Here is a 24,700-nt window from a genome sequence, read left to right on the forward strand (position 1 = left end):
TAAGAACCACGGAGCTCATTCGCGATAAACGATGCTCCAGACACAAAACTTTTAGCTGGCGGTAAAAAGTCCTTTAGAGACACGCCTCAAACGTATCGGCCAGGAAATCCAGGAAGACGCGAACCTTGCGCTGGAGATGCCTGCTGGTGGGATAGACCGCATAGACATGGCGCTGCGGAAATTCATGATCCGTCAGCACAGTCACGAGGGCCCCGCTGTCGATCTGCGGCTTGGCGATGAAGGAGGGCAGCGCCCCAATGCCCATTCCGGCCAGAAGCATGTCGCACAACATGATGCTGTTGTTGGCGGAGAGCCGTGCGGGAACGGCGATGCTGGTCTCGCCCCTAGGGCCTTTGAGATGCCAAGCGCCTGGATTGTCGGCCAGGGTGTAGGCGAGACAGTCGTGGCGGTGAAGATCGTCGAGAGAGAGAGGCGTTCCCCGCCTTTCCAGGTAAGCCGGAGCGGCGCAGATGACCTGGTCGACATCGGCGAGCTTGCGCGCGATCAGCGACGAGTCGGCAAGCTCCGAGCGCACGCGGATCGACACATCGAAACCGGCACCCACCACGTCGAGAAGATGATCGGCAAGAGTAAGATCGATCTTGAGGTCGGGGTAAGACGCCATGAAATCCGGCAGGATCGGCGAGAGCACCGTCAGCCCGAAGGAAAGGGGCGCATTGACCCGCAGGCGACCCGAGACATGGGCCGCATCGGCCGAGATGGAACGCTCCACCTCGTCAAGCTCATCGAGAATACGGCAACATTCCTCGTAATAGGCGCGCCCCATCTCCGTCAGGCCCATGCGCCGAGTCGTGCGCTGGATCAGCACGGTCCCCAGCCGCTCCTCCAACCACCGGATCTGCTTGCCAAGGCCCGCCGATGACAGCCCCAACTCTTCAGCCGCCCGGCTGAAGCTGCCCCGCTCGATCACGCGCCTGAATGAGCGCATCGCTCCTAAATGGTCCATGTTTTCCGCTGAAGGCTGGATAGTGTTCCTGCTTCTTAGCAGGTTTTTCCAGGGTTGTTACGCGCCGGTCTTCAGACACAACGGCACCCAGCGGAAGATTGTCTTTTATGGGCTGAAATCCAGGGAGAGATGAGGCTTGCGAGCTGCCTGCTTGATGCATTTGCACCACCCGTGTGAACCACTCGGGCAGTCTCAAGCCTTTGATTTATCTGAAGTCTCTAGCGGATCAACACCTTAGGGTGTTGTTGGTGCCCAGGAGAGGACTCGAACCTCCACGGTGTTACCCGCTGCTACCTGAAAGCAGTGCGTCTACCAATTCCGCCACCTGGGCATGCCTTTCGGCGAGGGTTCGTTTAAGATGCTTCTCAGGCGCCGTCAATCGCTGAAAACGCTTCCGATGCGCTTTCTTGGTCGCAAGGCCCCTTCACAGGGGAACGGGCTTTGACTAGAGACATTTCAAAATCACGGCCAAGTCCTTGAGGAGACGGTCCCTTGCAGGGCCCTCCCCTTTGACCGGCCCCTCTCTCACGAGGTCAGGAGGCTTTCATGATCGGCGCCCTTCGCACGCCTGAGCAGCAAACCGTCGCGGTGTTCGGCGGGTCGGGTTTTCTCGGCCGTTATGTGGTGAGCCTGTTGGCCAAGCGCGGCTATCGGGTACTGGTCGCCACCCGCAACCCGAACCCCACCATGTTTCTTCCCATGGGCAAGGTCGGGCAGGTCTACGCGATCCAGACCAACCTGCGTTATCCGGAATCCATCGCCCATGTGGCGGCAAAGGCCGATCACGTGGTCAACCTCGTCGGCATCCTCAAGGAGACCGGCCGTCAGACCTTCGATGCAGTGCAGGCGAATGCCCCCCGCCTGATCGCGGAGGCGGCTACGAAGGCCGTGTCCTTCGTCCAGGTTTCGGCCATCGGCGCCGATGACCAGTCCGAATCGGAATATGCCCGCTCCAAGGCCGCCGGTGAGGCCGGCCTGCTTCAGGTGCGGCCGGATGCGGTGATCATCCGCCCGTCCCTCATGTTCGGCCCCGGCGACAGCCTGTTCAACCGCTTCGCGTCATTGGTGCGCATGCTGCCGGTGCTGCCTCTCGCCGGCGCCGACACGCGCTTCCAGCCGGTCTATGCGGGCAATGTGGCCGAGGCCATCGTGAAGGCCGTCGACGGCGCTGTGCCGGGCGGCCAGACCTATGAACTCGGCGGCCCCGAGATCAAGACCCTGCGCGAGATCGTGGAATTCACCTGCGAGGTCACGGAACGCAAGCGGCTGATCTTGTCCCTGCCGAATGCGGCGGGCCGCGCCCAGGGCACCATCATGGGCGCCCTCGACAAGCTCACCCTTGGCCTCATGCCGGATGAGCTCGTCATGACCCGCGATCAGGCTCTCCTGCTCGAGAAGGACAACGTGGTCTCCGAGCGCGCAATCGCCGAGGGCCGAACGCTTGAGGGCTTGGGCATCACGCCCACCACCATCGAGGCCATCGTGCCGTCCTACCTGATCCGCTTCCGCAAGACCGGCCAGTTCGATCTGAAGCGCAACGCGACGCAGACGACACCGGATCTGCTCGCACCGAAATCGGGTGGAGCCGCATCGGATTTCCATCCGGAGCGCGCATCGGGCCCCGCCGTCGGATCGTCCTCCAGCCACTAAAGACAAGCCCCGAAAGTCGACCGACTTCCGGGGCTTTCTCTTGTGATGAGACGCGTCGTCAGATGCGCTCGGATTGTTGCGCGATGGAGGCTTGATCGTTCCGGCGAAGAGCCGCGCGCGTTGCCGGGTCCTGCGTGAGCCGCTTGTGCAGATGCACCATCAGCGCCGCGCCGAAGATCGGCGTGATGAGGTTGAGCACCGGAATGAGCACGAGTCCCGCCAGAACCGCGCCTGCCGCGAGAATCGTTCCGCGATGCTGCATGCGCAGGCGCACCACATCCTCCTTTGGCCAGAAGCGACCGGCGGCGAGCTCGAAATATTCCCGGCTCAGCAGATAGGCGTTGGCGATGAAGAACACGCCGATATTGATGCCGGGGATGAAGAACAGCAGCAGCGCGAACATGTTCACGACAAGCACGAGCCCGGCGAAGCGCAAGGCATAAAGTAACGCCTTGCCGAAGGGCAGCGCCCGGCCTGGCGGATCGGCGGGATAGCTTCCGCGTTCCACCACCTCGGCCACGTCGTCGAGAAAGTAGCCCGCAACGATGGCCGAGACCGCCGGCAACAGATAGGCGAAGGCAATGAAGAGGCCGAAGCCCGCGAGGAAGAACGCGATGCTGTCGAGAATCGGATAGCTCGCGCTGAGATCGTGGCTGGAGAGAAACGAATCGAGCAGGCGCGTCAGGACGAGCCACACCAGGAAGAGCAGCGCCAGGGTCAGGCCGATGGACTTCCACAGGATGCGCCGCAATCCCGGCGACAGGACATCGCGGGCGGCTGCAAAAACCGACTGGATCAACATGGTCGTTCGTTTTACCTCCAGCGCCGCCCTCGCAGAGGCGAAGCGCAGGCTTTACTTATGAACGACCCTTGGCCATGACGAGAGGGTGGAGACAACCTTGCCGTTCGAATCCCCAACAGCTTTCCAGGAACCGGATGTCGTGATCGTCGGCGCAGGCAGCGCCGGGATTTCTGCTGCGCGCAGGCTGATCGCTGCCGGGTTGTCCGTTACAATGCTCGAGGCGCGGGGCCGCATGGGCGGGCGCACGGTGACGCGAGCTTTTCGCGGTCATCCCGTTGATCTCGGTGCCCATTGGCTGCATGCGGGCCCGATCAACCCGCTCGTGAAACTGGGACGGGAGCGCGGCGAGCCCTTAAAGCGGGCGCCCGTGAACGGCCATTTCTTCGTGGCGGGCAAAAAGGGAACCCGGGCGCAGCGCGCATCCCTCGACCGGGCGTTCGACATGGCCGACCGGGCGATGACCCGTGCAGCCCATGCCCGCGAGGACCAGGCCGCCGCCACGGCCCTGCCGGGCATGATGGGGCCGATGGGGCACCGGGTCGCCGCCATTCATGGCCTCGTCTCGGGAAGGCCTCTCAATGAGGTGAGCCTGCACGATTTTCCAAGCATGGAATATTCGGACAATCTCTTCATCGCAGGCGGCCTCGGCGCCTATGTGAAGCGCCTTGGTCTTCAGGTACCGGTGAGCCTCGGCACAACTGTCCACGCCATCGACTGGTCGGGACGGGGCGTGCGCATTGAGACCTCCGCCGGTACCCTGCAGGCCCGCGCCGCGATCGTCACGACGCCCATGGCGGTTCTGCAGGCGGATGCAATCCGCTTCGCGCCCACTTTGCCGAACGAGATTGCCCAAGCGATTCACGGCTTCACGCAGGGCGTCTACGAGCATGTGATTCTGCATTGGCCCGACTCGCCGTTCGATGGCGCCGACAGACTTGCGAGCCTTACGGGCACACGCCACGAGCCGCCGGGCCTGCTTACGCGCATCGACGGCACGCCGTTTCATTTCTTCGAGCTCGATCAGCCGCGCGCCGCGTCCTTCGACAAGCGCGATGCCCATGCGCCGGCGCGTTTCGCGCGCGAGGTCCTGGCGGAGCATTTCGGCCATCGCGCGATCCGCAGATTAAGCGTGATGCACGCCACTGCGTGGCGCAACGATCCCTGGTCACGCGCTTCCTGGGCCGTGGTGCCGCCGGGGCTTGCCTCCATTCGCGACAGCCTGAAGGCGCCGGTGGCGGAGCGGATCTGGTTTGCGGGAGAGGCTTTGTCGCGCGCGCAATGGGGCACGGCGGGCGGCGCATGGGAGGAAGGCGAGCGCGCGGCGGACGAAATCGCCCGGCAGCTCAAGGCGCCGGTATAGAACCCGATCTCAGGAAAGTCCCTGTCTCAGGAAAGCCTTGCCTCCAGCCGTTCCTGAACCCAGGCGATCGCCTCTTCAAGAGTTCGGAAGACCGACGGGTTCGTCGTCATGAGAATGCTGCACGGACCGAAGCCGGCTTCCAGGAACCAGCCTCCGGTTCCCGTTGCTCCGGCTGAGTTTTCCTCTGCCGTGACCCGGCTGAAGACCGCGACGAGATCTTGGTTGGCCAGGATAAGCCGGCCTTCATGGCTGCCGCCGTCGCTCCGCACGGACATGGTTTGCACGGTGATGTCGGGGGCGGTCGATTTGTCCTTCATTCAACGATGCTCGTGCTGGAGGCTGAGATAGGTCGGTGTGAACTCCCCCACCTCTTCCAGACGCTTCCAGTCGAGGATCGTGAGAGCATCGCCCTGCCACCGGATCAGGCCTTCCTTGCGCAGTTCCTGCAGCACGCGATTCACATGAACGGTGGAAAGTCCTAAAGTGTCTCCGAGTTCCGCCTGGGTCAGGGGAAGTTGGATCGTATCGCCTTCGGTGCGCCCCACCGACCGCAGCCTCAAGAAAAGTTCGCAAATGAAATGCGCCATCTGCGCGGTCGCGGACAGCCGGCCCATGGTGGTGAGCCACTCGCGATGGATCGCACCGTCGATGAGCGTGCTCAGCCAGAGCAGGCGCGTGAGATGCGGATGCTCGTCCGTGATTTTTTCCAGCGTGGCATGGGGCACGGCGGCGATCCGGCAAGGCGTGAGCGCCAGGACGCCATGATCCATGGTCTTCAGCAGAAAGCTGTGCAGATCGACGAAGTCGCCGGCGACATGGATGGCCGTGATCTGGCGCCGTCCATTGGAGAAAATCTTGTACCGCGCCGCGAATCCGTCGAGCAGCAGAATGCTCTCGTTGGGCTGGTCGCCCTCGCGCACGACATCCTCGTCGGCCTCGACGACCCGCACGCGCGAGATCGCGTTTTCGAGCACACGCTTCTCACCGTCGGAAAGCTGGTCGCGTTGTTCGAGCTTGAGGAGGAGAGGGTTGGACATAAAGGCTTTTCATGGAGGGATGTCAGCCCTTCTGGCCGGTCCATGACCAGTCCCGCACTCACATATGTTATATGATCGAAGGTTCTTTAGCTGGGCTATTAGTCCTGAAGCCTGCGACGTGCGGACGCGATGCCGCTTTGCTTCCCAACTCGGAGGGAAGGACCGCAAAGTTGGGGCGCTTTGCTCTATCCGGCTTGCAGTAGCGGTGTGACGAGCCTTACCTCAATAGCTCTCACTGTCCCCTCACCATCACAGCATGCTCGGTAGCACCCGGTCGGGCGGTTTGTGGCCGTCGATGAAGGCCTTGATGTTGACGATCACCTTCTCGCCCATGGCGACGCGGCCCTCACGGGTGGCAGAGCCCATATGGGGCAGGAGCACCACCTTGCCCTGTTTCGCAAGGCGCACGAGACGCGGATTGACCGCCGGCTCCTCCTCGAACACGTCGAGGCCCGCGCCTGCGATGGCGCCGGATTCGATGAGCTTGGTGAGCGCGCCCTCGTCGATGATCTCGCCGCGTGCCGTGTTCACCAGGATCGCATCCGGCTTCATGAGCTTCAGGCGGCGCGCGGAGAGCAGGTGATAGGTGGCGGGCGTGTGCGGGCAATTCACCGACACGATATCCATGCGCGCCAGCATCTGGTCGAGGGATTCCCAGTAGGTGGCTTCGAGTTCGGCCTCGATCTTCGGCGCCACGTGGCGGCGGTTGTGGTAGTGGATCGACAGGCCGAAGGCCCGCGCGCGGCGGGCGAGCGCCTGGCCGATGCGGCCCATGCCGACGATGCCGAGCCGCTTGCCGGTGATGCGCCGGCCGAGCATCCAGGTCGGCGACCAGCCGGACCACTCGCCGTCCGGAATCACGCGCGCGCCTTCCGTGATACGGCGCGCCACCGCCATGATCAGCGCCATGGTCATGTCCGCCGTATCCTCGGTGAGCACGCCGGGCGTGTTGGTGACCGTGATGCCCCGTGCGACGGCGGCCTGCACGTCGATATTGTCGACGCCGTTGCCGAAATTCGCGATGAGCTTGAGCCCGGGACCCGCCTGCTCCAGCAGGGCGGCGTCGATCTCGTCGGTGATGGTGGGCACGAGCACGTCCGCCACGCGCACCGCCTCCGTCAGCTCCTCGCGGGAGAGCGGTTTGTCCTCGAGGTTGAGGCGGGTGTCGAACAGCTCGCGCAGACGGGTCTCGACCACATCGGGCAGGCGGCGGGTGACGACGACGACAGGTCTCTTCTTCATCGGTTTCAGCGTTCCCCCGCACTGGACTTGTAAGGATTTTAGAGAGCTTTCACTCTCCTTTAACCCTCTTTCGGCGACTAAAGGCGATGAGCTGCCGCCTGGCGGCGCCAGCCAAGCTTATCTACCAGAGGCTTCAACAAGCACAAAGTCGCCGAGAGGAATACCATGCGCAAGATCGCCGTTGCCATTGCCGTTCTGATGTTGAGCGGAATGTCGGCCACCGCGCAGCAGCCGCCTGGCGGGCGTCTGGGCACGGGCTTGCCTGTGCCCCGCTATGTAAGCCTCAAGACCGACCGCGTGAACCTGCGCGAAGGCCCCTCCAAGGATCACCGCACCGCCTGGGTGTTCCAGCGTGCTGGCCTGCCCGTAGAGATCATCGCCGAATACGAGACCTGGCGGCGCATCCGCGATTCGGAGGGCACGGAAGGCTGGGTGCTCCACTCGCTCCTGTCGGGCCGCCGCACGGCCCTCGTGATGCCTTGGGTGAAGACCGGCGAGACGATCACTCTTCTCGACCGCGCCGATGAAAAGGGCGGTACCGTGGCGCATCTGCAGCCGGGCGTCATCGCCAATGTGAAGGGCTGCGACGGCAAATGGTGCCGCGTCACGATCAGCATGGATCGCGCGCGGGATATCGACGGCTATGTCCAGCAGGTGAAACTGTGGGGCGTCTATCCCAACGAGACTGTCGAGTAAGGGACAGCATCGGACCAAAAAGTGGATCTGCACTTTTTGGATCAATCCGATGCTTTCTCTTTGAACCAGAGAATCGTTCGCCCGCAAAACCGGGAGCCACTTTTGCGCACGATGCTCGAAATCGCCCTCCGGATTTTTCCGATTTGGCAAGAATTGCGGATTAGTAACAAGGTATCGTTATCCGTATCGAGACCCGATTCATGTCCATCAATCTGAGCTTCAAACTCCTGCCGATTCTTGCCCTGATCCTCGGCATCGCCTCCCTGGTCGCGCCGCGCTTCCTCAATGTCTTCGTCGCGATCTTCCTGATCGTCTACGCGCTCGTGGGCTTCGGGTTTATCCGCGGATAACTTTTACGCGAGGCGGCGGCTGAAGAGGCGCTTGCCGAACACGTTCAGCGCCAGTCCCGCCACGATGACCGCCCCGCCGATAGCCTCGACGGGGTGCAGTTCCTCGCCCAGGACGATAACCGAGCCGAGCGTGCCCGCGACAGGCACGAGCAGGGCATAGGGGGTGACGGTCGCGGCCGGATGGCGCGACAGCAGATAGGCCCAGACGCCGAAGGCGAAAATCGTCGTCGGGTAGGCGAGATAGGCCACCGCCGCGATGGTGGCGCCATCGATATGCATGAGCGCCGAGGTCACTACCGCCGGTCCGTCGAACCAGAGGGACAGGGCGATGAGCGGCAGGGGCGCGACGAGGCTCGCCCACACGATATAGCCCAGCATGTCCACGCGGCCTGCCCGCTTCGAGACGATGTTCGCCACGCCCCAGGATGCGGCGGCCACCACCGTCATGAGGAAGGGAATCGCTCCGCTCCCAGCGAGACGCGGTACGGCGATGATCACGAGGCCGAAGAATCCGATTGCGCCGCCCAGGACCTGATAAAGGCCGGGCCGCTCGTTCATGAAGAGGGCCGCGAACAGAATCGTGAAGAAGATCTGAGCCTGCATGACGAGGGAGGCGAGGCCTGCCGGCATGCCGATGGCAAGGGCCGCGAACAGAAGCCCGAATTGCGCCACTCCGAGGAAGAAGCCGTAGGCCACCACATTCGTCCACGGCGCTTTCGGGCGGGGTATGAAGAGGATGGCGGGAAGCGCCGCGAACAGGAACCGCAGGGCACAGAGCAGCAAGGGCGGCATGGTGCCGACCCCGAGCTTGATCACGACGAAGCTCAAGCCCCAGATGAAGGCGACCAGGATAGCAGCGAGGCTGTGGCTGAGCGGCATGCTTCAAGGCGGTAGCGCCGCCCGTTGAGAGGATTGTTCGGCTTTAGGCCGCCTTGCGGCGCAGGCGCACGATCACTTCGACACCGGCCACTTCCATGCCGTCCGGTGCCTCGGGCAGGTCCGTGACGTTGACGCCGGAGAGCGGCATATCAACGAGCTCACCCTCGTCCTCGAGGAAGAAGTGGTGGTGCTCGGTGGGGTTCGTGTCGAAATAGGCCTTGGATCCGTCCACCGCGAGCTGGCGCAGAAGGCCGGCCTCCGTGAACTGGTGCAGGGTGTTGTAGACAGTCGCCAGCGACACCGGAACGCGGGCGCGGGACGCCTCGTCGAACAGCATTTCGGCGGTGATATGCCGGTCGCCCTTGCCGAACAGCAGCCAGCCCAGGGAGACGCGCTGCCTCGTCGGACGCAGGCCCACGCGGCGCAACTTGTCCCGCAACTCCGACAGGGGACATCCCCGCCGGGAAGGAGCGGTTGCGGTGGACTCGATATAGGCGGACAGAGGATCGGTCATCATCGGAACTGTTTGCAAGAATGAGCGCTTCTATCACTACCATCATAGGAAAGCGAGGGTTTTGCTGCAAGGCTCGTGCCAACCCCTTAAAGGGGAAGCTCCAAAGGGCAGCCGCACGAGCATGCCCGGACCGGGGCTCAGGAAAGGGCCCCGGCAAAAAGAATTCCGGCTGAGAACGCCGTCTCCTGGGCGAGGTCCCTTTGATGGATGGCCAAGCCTGTGCTACCAGAGCCTCCATCCCGGGCCTCGGACGCGTGTTCGAGGCTGCTTTGACAAGTCCAATGAAAGGATCGGCACCCGGCATGGCCCGCCAGTCCAGCTTTAACTATGAAGAGCTCCTCGCCTGCGGGCGCGGAGAATTGTTCGGCCCCGGCAACGCGCAGCTGCCCCTGCCGCCCATGCTGATGTTCGATCGCATCACCTCCATCGCCGAGGACGGCGGCGCCTATGGCAAGGGCCATGTGCTGGCCGAGCTCGACGTGCGGCCGGACCTCTGGTTCTTCCCCTGCCATTTCCACGGTGATCCGGTGATGCCAGGCTGCCTCGGCCTCGACGCCCTCTGGCAGCTCACCGGCTTCTTCCTCGGCTGGGGCGGCTCCCCCGGACGCGGCCGCGCGCTCGGCGTCGGCGAGGTGAAGTTCGCCGATCAGGTGCTGCCCACCACGAAGAAGGTGGTCTACGGCGTGGATTTCAAGCGTGTGTTCCGCTCCAAGCTGGTGCTCGGCATCGCCGACGGCTGGCTCGAAGCCGATGGACGCCGCATCTACGAGACCAAGGACATGCGGGTTGGCCTGTTTCAGGCCGAGACTCCTGTCGGCGGTTAAGTTCATTTGGCGCTGACCCAGCGTCAGCGCCAAACCATGCATCCTATTGACAAACCGTGATCTTTTCGAAAAACCGACCCTGCCGCGCGGCGGCACAGCCGGGAATTGAAAGATCGTCCTTCGATTCATTCTCCAGGCTTAAGGTTGAGAATGGACAGGGCAGACCTTACGTTTCGAAGACGATAAGGCTGACACAAAAGTCCGATGAAGAGGTAGGTTATGAGGCGCGTCGTCGTCACCGGAATGGGCATCGTTTCGTCCATCGGCAACAACACGCAGGAGGTGCTGGCCTCTTTGCGCGAAGCGAAGTCCGGCATCGTGAAGGCCGATGACTACGAGAAGTACGGCTTCCGCTGCCAGGTGCACGGGTCGCCGCAGATCGACGTGGATTCCCTCGTCGACCGCCGCGCCATGCGCTTCCACGGCAAGGGCACGGCCTGGAACCACGTGGCCATGGACCAGGCGATCCGCGATGCGGGTCTGGAAGAGGGCGACGTTTCCAACGAGCGCACCGGCATCATCATGGGCTCGGGCGGTCCTTCCACCCGCACCCTCATCGATGCCGCCGACATCACCCGCGACAAGGGCCCCAAGCGCATCGGCCCCTTCGCCGTGCCGAAGGCCATGTCCTCCACGGCTTCCGCGACCTTGGCCACCTGGTTCAAGATCAAGGGCGTGAACTATTCGATCTCCTCGGCCTGCGCGACCTCCAACCACTGCGTCGGCAACGCCTACGAGATGATCCAGTACGGCAAGCAGGACGTGATGTTCGCCGGCGGCTGCGAGGACCTGGACTGGTCCCTGTCGAACCTCTTCGACGCCATGGGCGCCATGTCCACCAAGTACAACGACACCCCGTCCCGGGCCTCCCGCGCCTATGACGTGAACCGCGACGGCTTCGTCATCGCCGGCGGTGCTGGCGTGCTGGTTCTGGAAGAGCTGGAGCACGCCAAGGCCCGCGGCGCCAAGATCTATGGCGAGATCGTCGGCTACGGCATGACCTCCGACGGCTACGACATGGTGGCGCCTTCGGGCGAAGGCGCGATCCGCTGCATGCGCATGGCGCTCAAGGATGTGCACAACCCGATCGATTACATCAACCCGCACGCCACCTCGACCCCCGTGGGCGACCAGAAAGAGATCGAGGCGATCCGCGAGGTGTTCGGTTCGGGCGAGAAGTGCCCGCCGATTTCTGCAACGAAATCGCTCACGGGCCACTCGCTCGGCGCCACCGGCGTGCAGGAGGCGATCTATTCGCTGCTGATGATGCAGAATGGCTTCATCTGCGAAAGCGCCCATATCGACGAGATCGATCCCGCTTTCGCCGACATGAACATCGTTCAGAAGCGCATCGACAATGCCAAGCTCGACACGGTTCTCTCGAACTCGTTCGGCTTCGGCGGCACCAATGCCACACTCGTCTTCAGCCGTTACAACGGGTAAAGCATTTTTCGGCGAAGTGGATACGTTTCGCCGTCAAAAAAGTGCGGCAACTGAAAATGAGAGCCGATTCTACGTCAGTGGAAGCAGCTCTCACGTCGTCATAAACCTGAGACAGCGCCATGCGATGTCCCGCTAAACCGGGGATGTCGCATGGACACGCTCATTGAAATCAAGACCAAGGCTCCGGATGCACGGTTTGCTAACGATCGGCATCCCACATTAGAGCCTGTGCATAGGGGGGCCCACATGAGCGGTCTGATGCAAGGAAAGCGCGGCCTCATCATGGGCGTCGCGAACGATCACTCCATTGCCTGGGGCATCGCCAAGGCCTTGTCGGAGCAGGGCGCGGAACTCGCCTTCACCTATCAGGGCGAGGCCCTCGGCAAGCGCGTGGCCCCGCTGGCGCAATCCCTCGGCTCGGATCTCGTGATCCCCTGCGACGTGGAAGACCTCGCTTCCGTGGACGCCGCTTTCGACGCTCTCGACAAGCGCTGGGAATCCATCGACTTCGTGGTCCATGCCATCGGCTTTTCCGACAAATCGCAGTTGAAGGGCTCCTACACGGACGTCACCACCCGCGAGAACTTCTCGCGCACCATGGTGATCTCCTGCTTCTCGTTCACGGAAATCGCGCAGCGCGCCGCCAAGCGCATGAAGAACGGCGGCTCGCTCCTCACGCTGACCTATGGCGGCTCCACCCGCGTGATGCCGAACTACAACGTGATGGGCGTGGCCAAAGCCGCCCTCGAAGCGTCCGTGCGCTACATCGCGAACGATCTCGGCCCGCAGGGCATCCGCTGCAATGCCATCTCGGCCGGCCCCGTGCGTACGCTGGCGGGTGCAGGCATCGCCGATGCGCGCTTGATGTTCACCTACCAGAAGGCTCATTCGCCGCTGCGCCAGAACATCACCATCGAGGATGTGGGCGGCGCTGCCCTCTACATGCTCTCCGACCTGTCGAGAGGCGTGACCGGCGAGATTCACTACGTGGATTCCGGCTACAACATCATCTCGATGCCGCGCCCCGACGTGCTCAAAGCCCAGGACGCCGCTGGCGTGACGGGCGAAGAGGCTTGAGCCGCATTCAAATTCAAAGCCTATTTTTCCAATGCCGCCTGTTCCCCAGGCGGCATTTTCATTTTAAGACCATGCAGTGACCTTTTGCCTCCGAGGACGTTTCCCGACGAACATCCTCTCATGATCGAAGGCTGACGAATGAGTCTCGAACCACGGCTCTCATCCGTTCCCGACGTTCGAAAGCCCAAACCGGTTCGTTCCGTCTCGTTGCCCTTGCCGCGGCTGTCGGGTGCCTCACCGGCATCGGGGTTGCCGCGATTCAGTATTTCGTGGTGTTTGCGCAACGTGCGACGCTGGGCTTTGCCGCGGAACGGCGGATCGTACTGCCCGATCACGCCTCCTACCTCCGCATTGCCGTTGCGTTGACCTGCAGCGCAATCCTCGTCACCCTCCTGACGACTCTCCTCTCCCGCTGGAAAACCAAGGAACCCATCGACGCCGTCGAGGCCAATGCCCTGAGCGGTGGAACCATGAGCTGGTTCGATGCGATAGGGGTGGTCATTCCGATCCTGGCTTCGGTCTCGTTCGGTGCTTCAGTCGGCATCGAGGCAGCCGTGACCCAGCTTGGCGCGGTGCTCGCCAGCCGGCTCGGGCGGCGGCTGGGACGCCCGCGCTCGGATCTGCGCATTCTTGTAGGAGCCGGTTCGGCAGCCGCCATCGCCGCCGCCTACCGGGCTCCCATTGCCGGCATGCTCTATGCCTATGAGCTTGTGCTCGGCACCTATTCCAAACGAACCCTGGCTCCTATCGGCCTTGCCGCCATCTGCGCCTTGATCACCATGTGGCTGCTGACCGACCAGGCGAAACCGTTCGACCTGCCGCTCGGAACCAGTGCGTCCTGGGCGGATTTTCCGCTCGCCCTCGTGATCGGTCTGCTGGCTGCTCCTCTCGGGATCGGGGTCATGCTTCTCGTCACGGTCTTCGAACGCCTGCTCAAGCGCCTGTTTGGGGACGTGACCCTGCGCCGTATCGCCGTGGGCATTCTTCTGACCATCCTCTCGATCCGCTTCCCCGCCGTGCTGGGCAGCGGCCATGCGGCTATCGAGCATGCCGTCAATGGCGACATCGCCGGGCGGCATGCCCTGGGGCTTCTCGGGGCCAAGACCGTTGCCTCGGCAGCAAGTCTCGGTAGCGGCTTTCGAGGCGGTCTCTTCAGTGCATCTCTCTTGATCGGTGCGCTTCTTGGGCAACTCGTGGCCTGGATTGTGACGCTCATTCCGGGTGTTCCCTGGGTCAGCCCGGCATTGTGCGCCGTGATCGGCATGGCTTCAGTGGGGGCGAGCATCATCGGCAGCCCTCTGACCATGATCTTCCTGGTACTCGAAACCACGGGCGATTTCGATGCGTCCGTGGTCGTTGCCATCGGCGCGGTAGCGGCCTCGTTCCTGACGGACAGATTATTCGGCTATTCCTTCGCGACGTGGCGCTTCCAGCAGCGCGGGCTTGCCATCGAAGGCGGTCACGACGTATCGCGGCTTGCCGCCTCCCCGATCACCAGCATCATCAAACCGCCCCAGCGCTCGATCGCCGCCAATGCGGATCTCGACGACGTCCTTCGCGCGGTCTCCTCGGCGGGCGCCAGAGGCACTGCCGTCTATCGCCATGACGGATCCTTCGCCGGTTTGATCGATCCCCGCCTGGTGGAGGTCGTCGAGAGCGAGGAGACACAGCTTCCCATCGTGGCTGCCGAGCTGATCTATGAGACCAACCCGGCCGTTACGCCCAAGACCAATCTGGCAGAACTCGTCGAGATTTTCCGCAACGACGACCGCGCAACCATCGCCGTCATGGACCCTGCCAAGAACAACATCCTGATCGGTGTCGTGCGCGCCCGCGATGCCTTTGCGCTGGCATCGAGCACCCTGGACCTTCAGCGCCGCGAAGATCTCGGCATCAGCAAGTAGGCTCGAACGAAAGCAAGCCGGAGAAGAGGGGTTCATGAAAACTTGTCCCGCCCCTCTCCCGGAATTTCCCCAATGGCCGGCAAATCACGCTTAACGCTTGCGAAACTCTGTTTTCATAAGGACCGGGATAGGCGAAGCGTGGCCTTGCTCTCGACACGATCAGGCCTCACGACAAGCTCTCGTTCAAGAGAGTTTCTACCCGATGACCTTGTCCCGCCGCACGTTCCTCACCGGTCTTGCTTTGTCCGGCGCGAGCGTTTCCGCCTTGGCGCAATCGGCGCCCGAGCCTCAGATGGTGCCGGTGGAACTGGTCGAGGACACGTTGAACCTGCCTTCCGCTGTGCGGCTTGGTCATGCTCACGGCGATGCGATCATGATCGAATATTTCGACTACAATTGCCCCTGGTGCAAACGCTCCGCGCAGGACCTTCCAGCCTTGCTGAAGGCCGAGCCCGAACTGACCTATGTGCTCATCAATTTCGCCGTGCTCAGCCCGCAATCCGTCGCGGCGACGAAGGCGGCCCTGGCCTATTTCCAGCTCTACGGGCCGGAGCGCTATCTGCCCCTGCATCTCGCCCTGTTCAATCTTCACGGCACGGTCGACGGCGAGCGAGCGCTCAACGAGGCCGAGCGCCTCGGCGGCGACCGCAAGCAGCTGATGGAAATCGCCGACGCCAAGAAGACAACTCAGTGGATGACGGATGCCTTTAGGATCGGCAGCGCGCTCGGCCTCGTCGCCACACCGTCATTCCTCATCGGCACGGACGCCTATATCGGCGGCATGCGTCTCGCCCAGAAGCGCGACGCGATTGCGCGGGCGCGCGGCTAAAGCAGCGTATTATCCCCTTCACGTCATCACCGGCCTTGTGCCGGTGATCCCGATGGTTTGAAGCGCGACCCTCTTCCAGTCGTCATGGCCGGGACAAGCCCGGCCATGACGAGGGTAGGACCAGAAGTAAACGATCATCCCTTAGACATTCTCCCCGGAAGGGTTTAAGCGCGGCGCAACCATGTCGCTCGTTCGCTCATCCCTTCTGGTCGGCCTCGGCTCCATCGCCTCGCGCGTTCTCGGCTTCGCCCGGGACATTCTGTTCGCACAGGCGCTGGGGGCCGGTCCCGTGGCGGATGCGTTTCTCGCCGCCTTCCGCCTGCCGAACCTCGTGCGCCGGATCGTCGGCGAAGGCGGGCTCAATCCGGTTCTCATTCCCCGATTGAGCCCGTTGGAGCCCCGCGACGCGGCGCGCCTCGCGGGCGACGTAATGAGCGGCTTCGCGCTGGCATTGCTCGGCGTCACCGCCATCGTCGAAATCGGCGCCGGCGCGCTGGCGCTGCTGCTCGCGCCGGGACTGCGCGACGATGGGCAGACGCTCGGCCTCGTCGCGCTCTACACGCGTCTGTCCTTCCCCATCGTGCTCTGCGTGACGCTCGCCTCCATCGCCGCGGCGATCCTCAACATGCGCGGACGATTCACGGCAACCGCTCTTGCGCCGCTTGCCGTGAATGGTGGATTGATCGTGGCGCTTGTCGTGCTGGAAACCGGCTTCTCCCTTCCGCTCGCAACGAAAGCCGCATGGCTTGCGGGCGCATCGAGCCTCGCAGGTTTCATCCAGCTCATTCTCGTGCTCCTCGCATTGCGAGGAAGCCGTGCGATCCGTTTTCATATCCCGCGCTGGTCCTCCACGCTGAAGAACCTGCTACTTGCGGGCTTTCCTGCGCTTGTCGCCAGCGGCGCCGTGCAGTTGTTCGTGCTCGCGGGCACGCAGGTCGCCTCGTTCTGGCCCTCGGGTATTTCCTGGCTCTATTACGCGGAACGCGTGATGCAATTGCCCCTCGGCCTGATCGCCGCGCTCGGCGCGAGCGTGCTGCTGCCGGAACTGGCGCGCCGTCACCGGCAGGGAGAAACCGCCGCCATCGTTGACGCGCAGCACCGCGCGCTGGAGGTGGCGCTGCTGCTCGCTTTGCCCGCGAGTGCTGCTCTCGCGATCCTCGCCTATCCAATCACCGTCGTTCTCTTCGAACGCGGGGCGTTCACGGCATCGGATGCGGAAGGCACCGCATGGGTGCTGGGCGCATTGAGCATCGGCCTTCCCTTCGCGACCCTCGGCAAGGTGCTGAGCCAGACGCTGTTCGCACGCGGCGCCCTGCGCCAGACGCTGATCGCAACGCTCGTCGGCATCGCCGCCACCCTCATCGGTTCCTTTGCAATGGCTCTGACATGGAATGCGACCGGCATAGCGCTCGGCATCACCCTGGGCTGCGTGGTCCATGCCGCCGCGATGATCTGGTGTCTCGCCCGATTCGGCCTGTGGCGCCCGGATCGCCGCTTTGCGGGTCGCCTCCTTCGCATCCTGGCCTCGGTGGCTGTCATGGGCCTCGGCCTCGTCGGCGCGCAGCGGGTCTTCGACCCCGCAGGCACGTTGGCTCTGGTGGCGTTCTGCGTTGGCGGCCTTGCGCTCTATGCCCTCACCGCCTGGCTGACCGGGGCCATTACCCGTGAGGACTGGAAGAGCCTCGCTTAAACCCCCTTGCATCGTGGCGCGGCCCTGTCATAACCCCGCCTCGACCATTATTCGCGAAGCGGCGTCCAACCCGCTGTCGCAGGGAGTTCAAAAAAGATGGCGCAGTTCAAGGAGCTGGTGTTCTCGGGCGTCCAACCCACCGGCAATCTCCATCTCGGCAATTATCTCGGCGCCATCAAGCGCTTCGTCACCATGCAGGAGACGCACGACTGCATCTATTGCGTCGTCGACATGCACGCGATCACCGTGTGGCAGGATCCCAAGGAGCTGAAGCGTCAGATCCGTGAAGTGACCGCAGCGTTCATCGCCGCCGGCATCGACCCGAAGAAGCACATCGTGTTCAACCAGAGCCAGGTCTCGGAGCACGCCGAACTCGCCTGGGTGTTCAACTGCGTCGCCCGTATCGGCTGGATGAACCGCATGACGCAGTTCAAGGAAAAGGCCGGCAAGGACCGCGAGAACGCATCGCTCGGCCTCTACGCTTATCCCAGCCTCATGGCGGCCGATATTCTGGTCTACCGCGCCACCCATGTGCCGGTGGGCGAGGACCAGAAGCAGCATCTGGAACTCACCCGCGACGTGGCGCAGAAGTTCAACAACGACTTCTCTGAATCCATCGCCGAGCACGGCTTCGGCGATGCCTTCTTCCCGCTCACCGAGCCGCTGATCCACGGCCCGGCGACCCGCGTCATGTCGCTGCGCGACGGCTCGAAGAAGATGTCGAAGTCGGACCCGTCCGATTATTCGCGCATCAACCTCACCGACGATGCCGACACCATCGCCACGAAGGTGCGCAAGGCGAAGACGGATCCCGAGCCGCTCCCCTCAGAGGTGGAAGGCTTGAAGACCCGTCCCGAGGCGGAAAACCTCGTCGCGATTTATGCGGCGCTCACCGACACCACGGCGGAGGAGGTTCTTCGCCAGCATGGCGGCGCGCAGTTCTCCGGCTTCAAGGGCTCCCTCGTGGACGTGGCGGTGACGAAGCTAGCCCCCATCGCCGACGAGATGCGCCGCCTCATGAACGATCCCGGCCATATCGATGCCGTGCTCGCGGACGGCTCCGCCCGGGCCCGCGCCATTGCGTCACAGACGATGAATTCGGTGAAGGACATTGTGGGCTTCGTGCGTGCGCGCTGAAAATTTGGGCGCGGTGCCGGGCTTGCTCTTGTTTAGAGGGCAGGGCAGCATCGTCTCGATGCAGGACAGCGTGCAATGAGCGGCAAGCGGCGATCCTACGAATCGGGCCACCGCCCGAAATTCATGGTGGTGGTCGACAAGACACCGGAATGTGCCCGGGCGATCCATTTCGCCTCCCGGCGCGCGGCGAGAACCGGCGCGAGCATGCTGATGCTCGCGGTCGTGGACCCGCCGGACAATTTCGAATGGATCGGTGTCGGCGAGGCCATGATCGAGGAGGCGAGCGAGGAGGCCCGCAAGCAGTTGGAGGCCGCCGCCCGCGAGGCCCGCAGCGCGGCTGGCGTAGAGCCCGAGCAGGTGATCCGCGTCGGTGTTCGGGCCGACGAGATCATCAAGCTGATCCGCGAGGACGAGGACGTGTCCTTCCTCGTGCTCGCCGCCGGCAGCAGCAAGGAAGGCCCCGGCCCCCTCGTGAGCACGCTCGCCGGCAAGGCCGCCTCAACCTTCCCGGTTCCCATCGTCGTAGTGCCGGGCAGCTTGACGGATGAAGAGATCGACGCGCTGGCGGGGTAGAGCACCCCCTGTGTCATTCCGGGGCGCCGCCAGGCGAGCCCGACCCGAAGGGCCGCGAAGGCGTGGAAACCCATAACCACCGAATGAGCAGAATGAAGTGGCGAGCGTCGCGTTATTTTTGGCTGCCTTGGCGGTTATGGGTTTCGGGCTCCGCTGCGCGGCCCCGGAATGACATAGGGCGAGCTCGATCCGGCCGACGATACCGGATCTCCGCTGTGCTTCGTCCGGCATGACCCCCTCAATTCCCCTCTTGGAATCCCCCTCTTCCCGATCCACATTGAAAGAGGAACCTGTTAGAACGATTCTAAGACCACCCGCTCGGCCGGCCTTGAACCGGCGTCAGAGGACCAAAAGACCATGTTTATCCAGACTGAAGCGACCCCCAATCCCGCGACCCTGAAGTTCCTGCCCGGCCGCGTCGTCATGACGGAGGGCACCTTCGAGGCGAAGACGCCCGAGCAGGGCCAGTTCTCGCCGCTCGCCCAGCGCCTCTTTGCCGTGCCGGGCGTGACAGCTGTGTTCTTCGGCTACGATTTCATCACCGTCACCAAGGCGGATGGGGAATGGCAGCATCTGAAGCCGGCGATCCTCGGTGGGATCATGGAGCATTTCATGACCGGCGCGCCCCTCTTCACCGAAGGCGGCGGCGCCACCGTGGACGATGGCGAGGAGTTCTTCGACGATGCGGATGCCGCCACCGTCGAGACCATCAAGGAACTGCTCGAGACCCGTATCCGCCCGGCTGTCGCGGGCGATGGCGGCGACATCACGTTCCGCGGATTCAAGGACGGCATCGTCTATCTGGTCATGAAGGGCGCCTGCTCAGGCTGCCCCTCCTCCACCGCCACCCTGCGCCACGGCATCCAGAACCTGCTCCGCCACTTCCTGCCGGACGTGCGCGAAGTGCAGGCAGTTTGATCGGGCAATCAGAACCCTAATATTTCAAAGCGCGGCCCTCTCACGCCGCGCTTTTTCTTTGGAGTTTCGCCGTGCCTGCTTTGACCGACGCCGCCATCGACCAGATCTTCCGCAATGCCCGCACCCATCGCTGGTGGGACGACCGGAAGATTTCGGAGGAGACCCTGCGTGCCATTGCGGATCTCGCCAAGCTCGGCCCGACCAGCGCCAACACGACACCCGCCCGCTTCGTCTTCGTGGTGTCGGACGCCGCCAAGGAAAAGCTCAAACCCCATCTCGACGAGGGCAATGTGCGCCAGACCATGAGCGCGCCCGCCACCGTGATCGTGGCGCATGACATGGAGTTCTACGAAAAGCTCGGCTTCCTTGCCCCGCACAGCAAGGATGCGCGCAGCTGGTTCGCCGGCAAGCCCGATGTCATCGAGCGCACGGCCTTCCAGGGCTCCAGCCTGCAGGGCGCCTATCTCATCATGGCGGCCCGCTCGCTGGGGCTCGATTGCGGCCCCATGGGCGGGTTCGATAACGATGGCGTGGACAAGACGTTCTTTCCCGACGGCAAGACCAAGTCGAACTTTCTCATCAATCTCGGCTACGGCCTGCCGGAAAAGCTCCACCCCCGCCAGCCGCGCCTCGCCTTCGAGGAATTCTGCCGGATCGAGTGATTTTCAAGGATTCCATTTGCCGAGGGCGCCGAGGGCAATCGCAAGCGAAGCGATCTGCGGGGCATTGACGATGATGCCCTCAGCAGCAAGCCGGGCGGCGTCTTGAACCGGCACCCGCACCACCTCGATCTGCTCGGTGGGATCGTTGAGGAACTTACCGGACAGGCTCAAACCCTGGGCGAGCACCGTGTGGCAAAAATTCGTATGGGTCGCGGGATTGGGTGAGTGTTTGCCGAAGTAGCGCCAATGCTCGGCGACATATCCTGTCTCCTCCTCCAACTCGCGGGCCGCCGTCGCGAGCGGAGACGGATCCTCCGGATCGACCGTGCCAGCGGGTACTTCGAGGGAGATGTTCCCGAATCCATGGCGGTATTGCCTGACCAGGATCAGATGATCCTCGTCGTCGATGGCGACGATCTGCACCCAGTCGGGATATGTGAGAACGTAATAGGGCGCGACCTCCACACCCTCGGCGGTCAGGCAGTCGTCGGCGCGGAGGTTTACCCATCGGTCGCGAATCACGTTCCGCGAAGTCTCGATGGTCCAGGGCTTGAGATTGGAATCGGGTAAGGTTGTCATGATACGATCATCGCACCCGGTTTCCCGAATGCTCAAGCTGAAAGTCCGGATCGTGGTCAGCATGCGTGAAACCGGGTTTCCACCCGTCCGCATCTTGCTCTAAACAGAGCGAACACCCAACGGAGGCGAATGGTGCGAGTCCTTGCCATCGATACGGCCCTTGGCGCCTGCTCGGCCTGCATCTGGCAGGCGGGCGACACTGCGCCCCTGGCCAGCGAATCGCTCGAAATGGAACGCGGCCACGCGGAGACCCTGCTCCCGCTCATCGACCGGGTCACGGCCCAGGTCGAGGGAGGCTTCGAGGGGCTGGACCGCATCGCGGTCACCGTGGGTCCGGGTAGCTATACAGGTCTCAGGGTCGGCATATCCGCCGCCCGGGGCATCGGGCTTGCCGCCGGCATTCCGGTGGTCGGCGTCGCGACGCTCTCCGCCTTTCTTGCTCCACTCATGGCAAACGAACGGCGCGGGCTGTTCACCGCCGCCATCGATGCCAAGCACGGCCACATCTACATCCAGGCCATCGCGCCGGGCGGACGCACCATCATCGCGCCGAGCCTCATGAGCTATCGCGATGCCATCCGCATGCTGGGCTCAGGACCCATCCTGGTGAGCGGTTCGGCTGCCGCCATGCTGGCGGCGGAAGCCCGCGCGCAAGGCGTCGAGGCCAGGATCAGCGACGTCGCCATGGCGCCCGACATTTCCTGGGTCGCCCGGCTCGGCGCGCTCGCCGATCCGAATCAGGCTCTCCCGAAGCCCCTTTATTTGCGCGATCCCGACGCCAAGCCGCAGGACGGGGCGCGCATCGCCCGGCAATGAGGATTTCCGATCTCTTCAAGCCCGCCCTGCCGCGCATCGAGCCGGTGGGAATGGAGGCTGCCGCGCGCCTTGCCGCGATCCATGGCGCTTCCTTCTCGCGGGCCTGGAGTACGCTCGAATTCGAGCGCCTGCTGGCTGAGCGCGGCGTGGTGGCGGATGGCCTGTTTCTCGGAAACACCACTAAGTCCTCCGGCTTCGTGATGTCGCGGATCGTGCTCGACGAGGCCGAGATCCTCACCGTCGCCCTTGCACCGGAGGCCCGGGGCAAGAGGCATTCGCCCCCCCTGCTGACCTGCCACCTCGAAGAGCTCTCCCGTCGCGGCGTCAAAACCGTCCATCTGGAGGTCGAGGAGGGCAACCATCCTGCTCTCGCCCTCTACCGTCGCTTCGGATTCAAGGAAACCGGACGCCGCCAGGGCTATTACCAGAAGCCCGATGGAACACGGGTCGCGGCGCTCACGATGACGCTCGAGCTCTAGAGGATCAAAAGAGAAAGCATCGGACCCAAAAGCGCAAATCCACTTTCGGGTCCGATGCTGTAGCCCCGCTCGGGCAAGTCTCCTATAAGCATGACCAGGGAGAGATGAAGCCTTGGCCGCACGGACCAGTCATACAGTCAGAACACGCCGCTCGGACGCCATCGAGCGCGCCTGCCGGGACAAGGGCCTGCGCATGACGGGTCAGCGCAAGATCATCGCGCAAGTGCTCGACGCCGCAGACGATCATCCGGACGTGGTGGAACTGCACCGGCGCGCGGCCGCCGTGGATGACCGGATCTCGCTGTCCACCGTCTATCGCACGGTGCGGCTGTTCGAATCGGAAGGCATTCTCGAACGGCTCGATTTCCGCGACGGGCGCTCCCGCTATGAGCAGGCGGCGCGCGAACATCACGACCATCTCATCAATTTAGAGACCGGCGACGTGATCGAATTCCGCTCGGAGGAGATCGAGGCGCTGCAGACCGAGATCGCCAGGCGCCTCGGCTACAAGGTGGTCTATCATCGGCTCGAACTCTATGCGGTGCCCATCGACAAGGACGAGGCGTGAGCAAACTCGTCGTCGCCGCGAAACTCGCGCTGCTCGCGCTGTTCGCTCTCGTGCTCGCGCCGGTGCAATTGGCGAGCATTCGCTTCGGCTTTTCGCCGATGCACCACATTCCTGTATGGTTTCACCGGTTTCTGCTGCGGCTTTTCAACGTGCGCGTGATCGAGAAGGGAACGCCGCCGACCGACGTGCCGACGCTCGTGGTATCGAACCACGTCTCCTGGCTCGACATTCCCGTCATCGGCTCCCTGCATCCGCTTTCCTTCATCGCGAAATCGGAGGTCGAGAACTGGCCGGTGGTCGGGCTTTTGGCGAAACTCCAGCGCTCCGTCTTCATCGACCGGCAGCGCCGCAAGGCAACGGCGGAGGTGAACGATGCGCTGGCTCATCGGCTCGTGAAAGGCGAGGCGATCGTGCTCTTCGCCGAAGGCACCACGGGCGACGGCAATCGCCTCCTGCCTTTCCGCTCCTCGCTCGTCGGCGCGGCTCAAGGAGCGCTCGCCCACGATGCCGTCGAGACCGTCTATCTCCAGCCGCTGGCCATCGCCTATACGCGCCGCGACGGCCTCCCCGTCACCCGCCGCGACCGGCCTTTCATCGCCTGGTACGGCGACATGGACCTCGCGCCTCATCTGGCGCTTTTCGTCAAAGGCCACGCCATCGACGTGGTGGCGACCTGGGGCGATCCGATCCCCTTCAACGGCAGCCGCAAGGAAGCCACCGCCGCCGCGGAAGCCTCCGTCCGCAGGGCGCTGAAGGCGGCTTAGCTCTCCGAAGCCTCCGCCTGTGCGCGAGCCTCGTCCAGCAGCCAGGCCCGGAAGGCCGCGATGGCGGGGCGCTCGGCCACATCCTCCGGACAGACGATGTAGTACTGGTAGCTGCCCCTCGCCTGATGCGGGAAAGGCCTCACGAGGCGGCCCGCCGACAGGTGATCGCCGATCAGCGCAGTGGTGGCGAGCGCCACGCCTTGCCCGGCTGCCGCCGCCTGAAGGCAGAGATAGGTATGTGTGAAGCGCGGGCCGCGTGACGTGTCGATTCCCGTCACGCCGATGGCGGCGAGCCATGTGTCCCAGTTCGTGTAGTCTAGAATGCCCTCCGCGATCTCGTGGATAAGCGTGTGGCGGCGCAGATCGTCGGGTTCCCGCAAGGGCTTTTCGGGATCGTTCAGCAGGGCGGTGCTGCACACGGCGAAGAAATACTCCTCCATCAGGAGGTCCGTCCGCAAACCCGGATAATTGCCGCGTCCGAAGCGGATCGCGACATCCACGTCGTCCCGGGCGAAATCGGTGAGCCGCATCGATACCGCCACGCGCACGTCGATCTCGGGCTCGCGCTCCCGGAACGCGCCGAGCCTCGGGATGAGCCAGTTCGTGGCGAGGCTCGGCATGACGCTGACGGTGACCACGTGGGAATTCTCAGGTCTCAGCGCCTGCGCGGTCGCCTCATCGAGCCGGTTGAGCGTGTCGGTGACGGCATTGGCATAGCGCTGGCCAAGCGAAGTCAGCGCCACGCCCTTAGCTGGAAGGCGCACGAATAACGGCCGCCCGATCCAGTCCTCCAAGGACTTGATCTGCTGGCCGACCGCGCTCGCAGTGACGGCGATTTCGTCGCCGGCCTTTTCGAAACTGAGATGACGGGCGGCCGCCTCGAAAGCGCGAAGAGCATTGAGCGGTGGCAGTCGGCGGCGGGCCATGAGCTTCCCTAAAG

The 24,700-nt window shown here is 63.6% G+C and carries 27 protein-coding genes and 1 tRNA gene; 18 read left to right on the plus strand and 10 right to left on the minus strand.

Going from position 1 to position 24,700, the window contains the following annotated elements; genetic code table 11:
- Nucleotides 1-73: 73 nt before the first annotated feature.
- Together AB4Y85_RS09040 and AB4Y85_RS09045 are read right to left on the minus strand one after the other, a co-directional pair.
- The gene (locus AB4Y85_RS09040) at nt 74-949 is read right to left on the minus strand and encodes a LysR family transcriptional regulator (RefSeq protein ID WP_441984546.1); all 876 of its coding nucleotides are present in this window, start codon (nt 947-949) and stop codon (nt 74-76) included.
- 264 nt (nt 950-1,213) lie between these two features.
- Nucleotides 1,214-1,298, minus strand: a tRNA-Leu gene (locus tag AB4Y85_RS09045).
- Between the two features lie 215 nt (nt 1,299-1,513).
- Here AB4Y85_RS09045 and AB4Y85_RS09050 point away from each other — a divergent pair.
- Nucleotides 1,514-2,617, plus strand: coding sequence for a complex I NDUFA9 subunit family protein (locus AB4Y85_RS09050; RefSeq protein WP_441984547.1), 1,104 nt, complete (start codon nt 1,514-1,516; stop codon nt 2,615-2,617).
- A 58-nt stretch (nt 2,618-2,675) separates the two neighbouring features.
- Here the strand turns inward: AB4Y85_RS09050 and AB4Y85_RS09055 are convergent, their stop codons facing one another.
- Nucleotides 2,676-3,419 (minus strand): sulfate transporter family protein, encoded by a 744-nt coding sequence (locus AB4Y85_RS09055; RefSeq protein ID WP_441984548.1) that lies wholly within the window; start codon nt 3,417-3,419, stop codon nt 2,676-2,678.
- A gap of 97 nt (nt 3,420-3,516) precedes the next feature.
- Here AB4Y85_RS09055 and AB4Y85_RS09060 point away from each other — a divergent pair, with 97 nt between their 5' ends.
- Nucleotides 3,517-4,779, plus strand: a complete 1,263-nt coding sequence (locus AB4Y85_RS09060) for a flavin monoamine oxidase family protein (protein WP_441984549.1) — start codon at nt 3,517-3,519, stop codon at nt 4,777-4,779.
- Between the two features lie 26 nt (nt 4,780-4,805).
- Here the strand turns inward: AB4Y85_RS09060 and AB4Y85_RS09065 are convergent, their stop codons facing one another.
- The 3 genes from AB4Y85_RS09065 to AB4Y85_RS09075 all read right to left on the minus strand — a co-directional run bounded on the left by AB4Y85_RS09065 (nt 4,806) and on the right by AB4Y85_RS09075 (nt 7,058).
- A complete protein-coding gene (locus tag AB4Y85_RS09065; RefSeq protein WP_441984550.1) occupies nt 4,806-5,096 on the minus strand; it encodes a hypothetical protein in 291 nt (96 codons plus the stop codon).
- On the minus strand, nt 5,097-5,816 hold the full coding sequence (locus AB4Y85_RS09070) for a Crp/Fnr family transcriptional regulator (protein WP_441984551.1): 720 nt from the start codon (nt 5,814-5,816) through the stop codon (nt 5,097-5,099).
- Between the two features lie 249 nt (nt 5,817-6,065).
- Entirely contained in the window at nt 6,066-7,058 is a 993-nt protein-coding gene (locus tag AB4Y85_RS09075; protein WP_441984552.1) for a 2-hydroxyacid dehydrogenase, read from the minus strand.
- Between the two features lie 165 nt (nt 7,059-7,223).
- Here AB4Y85_RS09075 and AB4Y85_RS09080 point away from each other — a divergent pair, with 165 nt between their 5' ends.
- Nucleotides 7,224-7,754: an SH3 domain-containing protein gene (locus AB4Y85_RS09080; RefSeq protein WP_441984553.1), complete on the plus strand. Its 531-nt coding sequence runs from the start codon at nt 7,224-7,226 to the stop codon at nt 7,752-7,754.
- 200 nt (nt 7,755-7,954) lie between these two features.
- Nucleotides 7,955-8,104 (plus strand): DUF3096 domain-containing protein, encoded by a 150-nt coding sequence (locus tag AB4Y85_RS09085; RefSeq protein WP_441984554.1) that lies wholly within the window; start codon nt 7,955-7,957, stop codon nt 8,102-8,104.
- Nucleotides 8,105-8,107: 3 nt separating this feature from the next.
- Here AB4Y85_RS09085 and AB4Y85_RS09090 read toward each other — a convergent pair whose 3' ends face one another.
- Together AB4Y85_RS09090 and irr are read right to left on the minus strand one after the other, a co-directional pair.
- Nucleotides 8,108-8,983, minus strand: coding sequence for an EamA family transporter (locus tag AB4Y85_RS09090; RefSeq protein ID WP_441984555.1), 876 nt, complete (start codon nt 8,981-8,983; stop codon nt 8,108-8,110).
- Between the two features lie 43 nt (nt 8,984-9,026).
- Complete coding sequence (gene irr, locus AB4Y85_RS09095) at nt 9,027-9,497, minus strand: Fur family transcriptional regulator Irr (RefSeq protein WP_441984657.1); 471 nt, start codon at nt 9,495-9,497, stop codon at nt 9,027-9,029.
- A gap of 302 nt (nt 9,498-9,799) precedes the next feature.
- Here irr and fabA point away from each other — a divergent pair, with 302 nt between their 5' ends.
- From fabA to AB4Y85_RS09145, 10 genes are all read left to right on the plus strand, one after another.
- Nucleotides 9,800-10,321: a 3-hydroxyacyl-[acyl-carrier-protein] dehydratase FabA gene (fabA, locus tag AB4Y85_RS09100; RefSeq protein ID WP_441984556.1), complete on the plus strand. Its 522-nt coding sequence runs from the start codon at nt 9,800-9,802 to the stop codon at nt 10,319-10,321.
- Between the two features lie 219 nt (nt 10,322-10,540).
- Nucleotides 10,541-11,764, plus strand: coding sequence for a beta-ketoacyl-ACP synthase I (gene fabB / locus AB4Y85_RS09105; protein WP_441984557.1), 1,224 nt, complete (start codon nt 10,541-10,543; stop codon nt 11,762-11,764).
- Between the two features lie 246 nt (nt 11,765-12,010).
- Nucleotides 12,011-12,841: an enoyl-ACP reductase FabI gene (fabI, locus tag AB4Y85_RS09110; protein WP_441984558.1), complete on the plus strand. Its 831-nt coding sequence runs from the start codon at nt 12,011-12,013 to the stop codon at nt 12,839-12,841.
- Nucleotides 12,842-13,110: 269 nt separating this feature from the next.
- Nucleotides 13,111-14,745 (plus strand): chloride channel protein, encoded by a 1,635-nt coding sequence (locus AB4Y85_RS09115; protein ID WP_441984559.1) that lies wholly within the window; start codon nt 13,111-13,113, stop codon nt 14,743-14,745.
- Nucleotides 14,746-14,947: 202 nt separating this feature from the next.
- Entirely contained in the window at nt 14,948-15,574 is a 627-nt protein-coding gene (locus tag AB4Y85_RS09120; protein WP_441984560.1) for a thioredoxin domain-containing protein, read from the plus strand.
- A 181-nt stretch (nt 15,575-15,755) separates the two neighbouring features.
- Complete coding sequence (murJ, locus tag AB4Y85_RS09125) at nt 15,756-17,264, plus strand: murein biosynthesis integral membrane protein MurJ (RefSeq protein ID WP_441984561.1); 1,509 nt, start codon at nt 15,756-15,758, stop codon at nt 17,262-17,264.
- Between the two features lie 96 nt (nt 17,265-17,360).
- Nucleotides 17,361-18,401 carry a tryptophan--tRNA ligase gene (gene trpS, locus AB4Y85_RS09130; RefSeq protein ID WP_441984562.1) on the plus strand — a complete coding sequence of 347 codons (1,041 nt, stop codon included), beginning with the start codon at nt 17,361-17,363 and terminating at the stop codon, nt 18,399-18,401.
- Nucleotides 18,402-18,476: 75 nt separating this feature from the next.
- On the plus strand, nt 18,477-18,974 hold the full coding sequence (locus AB4Y85_RS09135; RefSeq protein WP_441984563.1) for a universal stress protein: 498 nt from the start codon (nt 18,477-18,479) through the stop codon (nt 18,972-18,974).
- A 357-nt stretch (nt 18,975-19,331) separates the two neighbouring features.
- Nucleotides 19,332-19,892: a NifU family protein gene (locus AB4Y85_RS09140; protein ID WP_441984564.1), complete on the plus strand. Its 561-nt coding sequence runs from the start codon at nt 19,332-19,334 to the stop codon at nt 19,890-19,892.
- A gap of 71 nt (nt 19,893-19,963) precedes the next feature.
- The gene (locus AB4Y85_RS09145; protein ID WP_441984565.1) at nt 19,964-20,554 is read left to right on the plus strand and encodes a malonic semialdehyde reductase; all 591 of its coding nucleotides are present in this window, start codon (nt 19,964-19,966) and stop codon (nt 20,552-20,554) included.
- Nucleotides 20,555-20,557: 3 nt separating this feature from the next.
- Here the strand turns inward: AB4Y85_RS09145 and AB4Y85_RS09150 are convergent, their stop codons facing one another.
- On the minus strand, nt 20,558-21,133 hold the full coding sequence (locus tag AB4Y85_RS09150) for an NUDIX hydrolase (RefSeq protein ID WP_441984566.1): 576 nt from the start codon (nt 21,131-21,133) through the stop codon (nt 20,558-20,560).
- Between the two features lie 132 nt (nt 21,134-21,265).
- On the opposite strand from AB4Y85_RS09150, the gene tsaB reads away from it, so the two are divergent.
- The 4 genes from tsaB to AB4Y85_RS09170 all read left to right on the plus strand — a co-directional run bounded on the left by tsaB (nt 21,266) and on the right by AB4Y85_RS09170 (nt 23,760).
- Nucleotides 21,266-21,949, plus strand: a complete 684-nt coding sequence (gene tsaB, locus AB4Y85_RS09155) for a tRNA (adenosine(37)-N6)-threonylcarbamoyltransferase complex dimerization subunit type 1 TsaB (RefSeq protein WP_441984658.1) — start codon at nt 21,266-21,268, stop codon at nt 21,947-21,949.
- Nucleotides 21,946-22,428, plus strand: a complete 483-nt coding sequence (locus AB4Y85_RS09160; protein WP_441984567.1) for a GNAT family N-acetyltransferase — start codon at nt 21,946-21,948, stop codon at nt 22,426-22,428. Before tsaB ends, AB4Y85_RS09160 begins: the two co-directional genes overlap by 4 nt.
- A 193-nt stretch (nt 22,429-22,621) precedes the next feature.
- Nucleotides 22,622-22,996: a Fur family transcriptional regulator gene (locus tag AB4Y85_RS09165; protein WP_441984659.1), complete on the plus strand. Its 375-nt coding sequence runs from the start codon at nt 22,622-22,624 to the stop codon at nt 22,994-22,996.
- Nucleotides 22,993-23,760, plus strand: coding sequence for a lysophospholipid acyltransferase family protein (locus AB4Y85_RS09170; RefSeq protein WP_441984568.1), 768 nt, complete (start codon nt 22,993-22,995; stop codon nt 23,758-23,760). Before AB4Y85_RS09165 ends, AB4Y85_RS09170 begins: the two co-directional genes overlap by 4 nt.
- Here the strand turns inward: AB4Y85_RS09170 and gcvA are convergent.
- On the minus strand, nt 23,757-24,686 hold the full coding sequence (gcvA, locus tag AB4Y85_RS09175) for a transcriptional regulator GcvA (RefSeq protein ID WP_441984569.1): 930 nt from the start codon (nt 24,684-24,686) through the stop codon (nt 23,757-23,759). The genes AB4Y85_RS09170 and gcvA overlap by 4 nt on opposite strands.
- Between the last annotated feature and the right edge of the window lie 14 nt (nt 24,687-24,700).

Origin of the sequence: Microvirga sp. 2YAF29, assembly GCF_052114605.1 — a bacterium.
Lineage (GTDB): Bacteria > Pseudomonadota > Alphaproteobacteria > Rhizobiales > Beijerinckiaceae > Microvirga.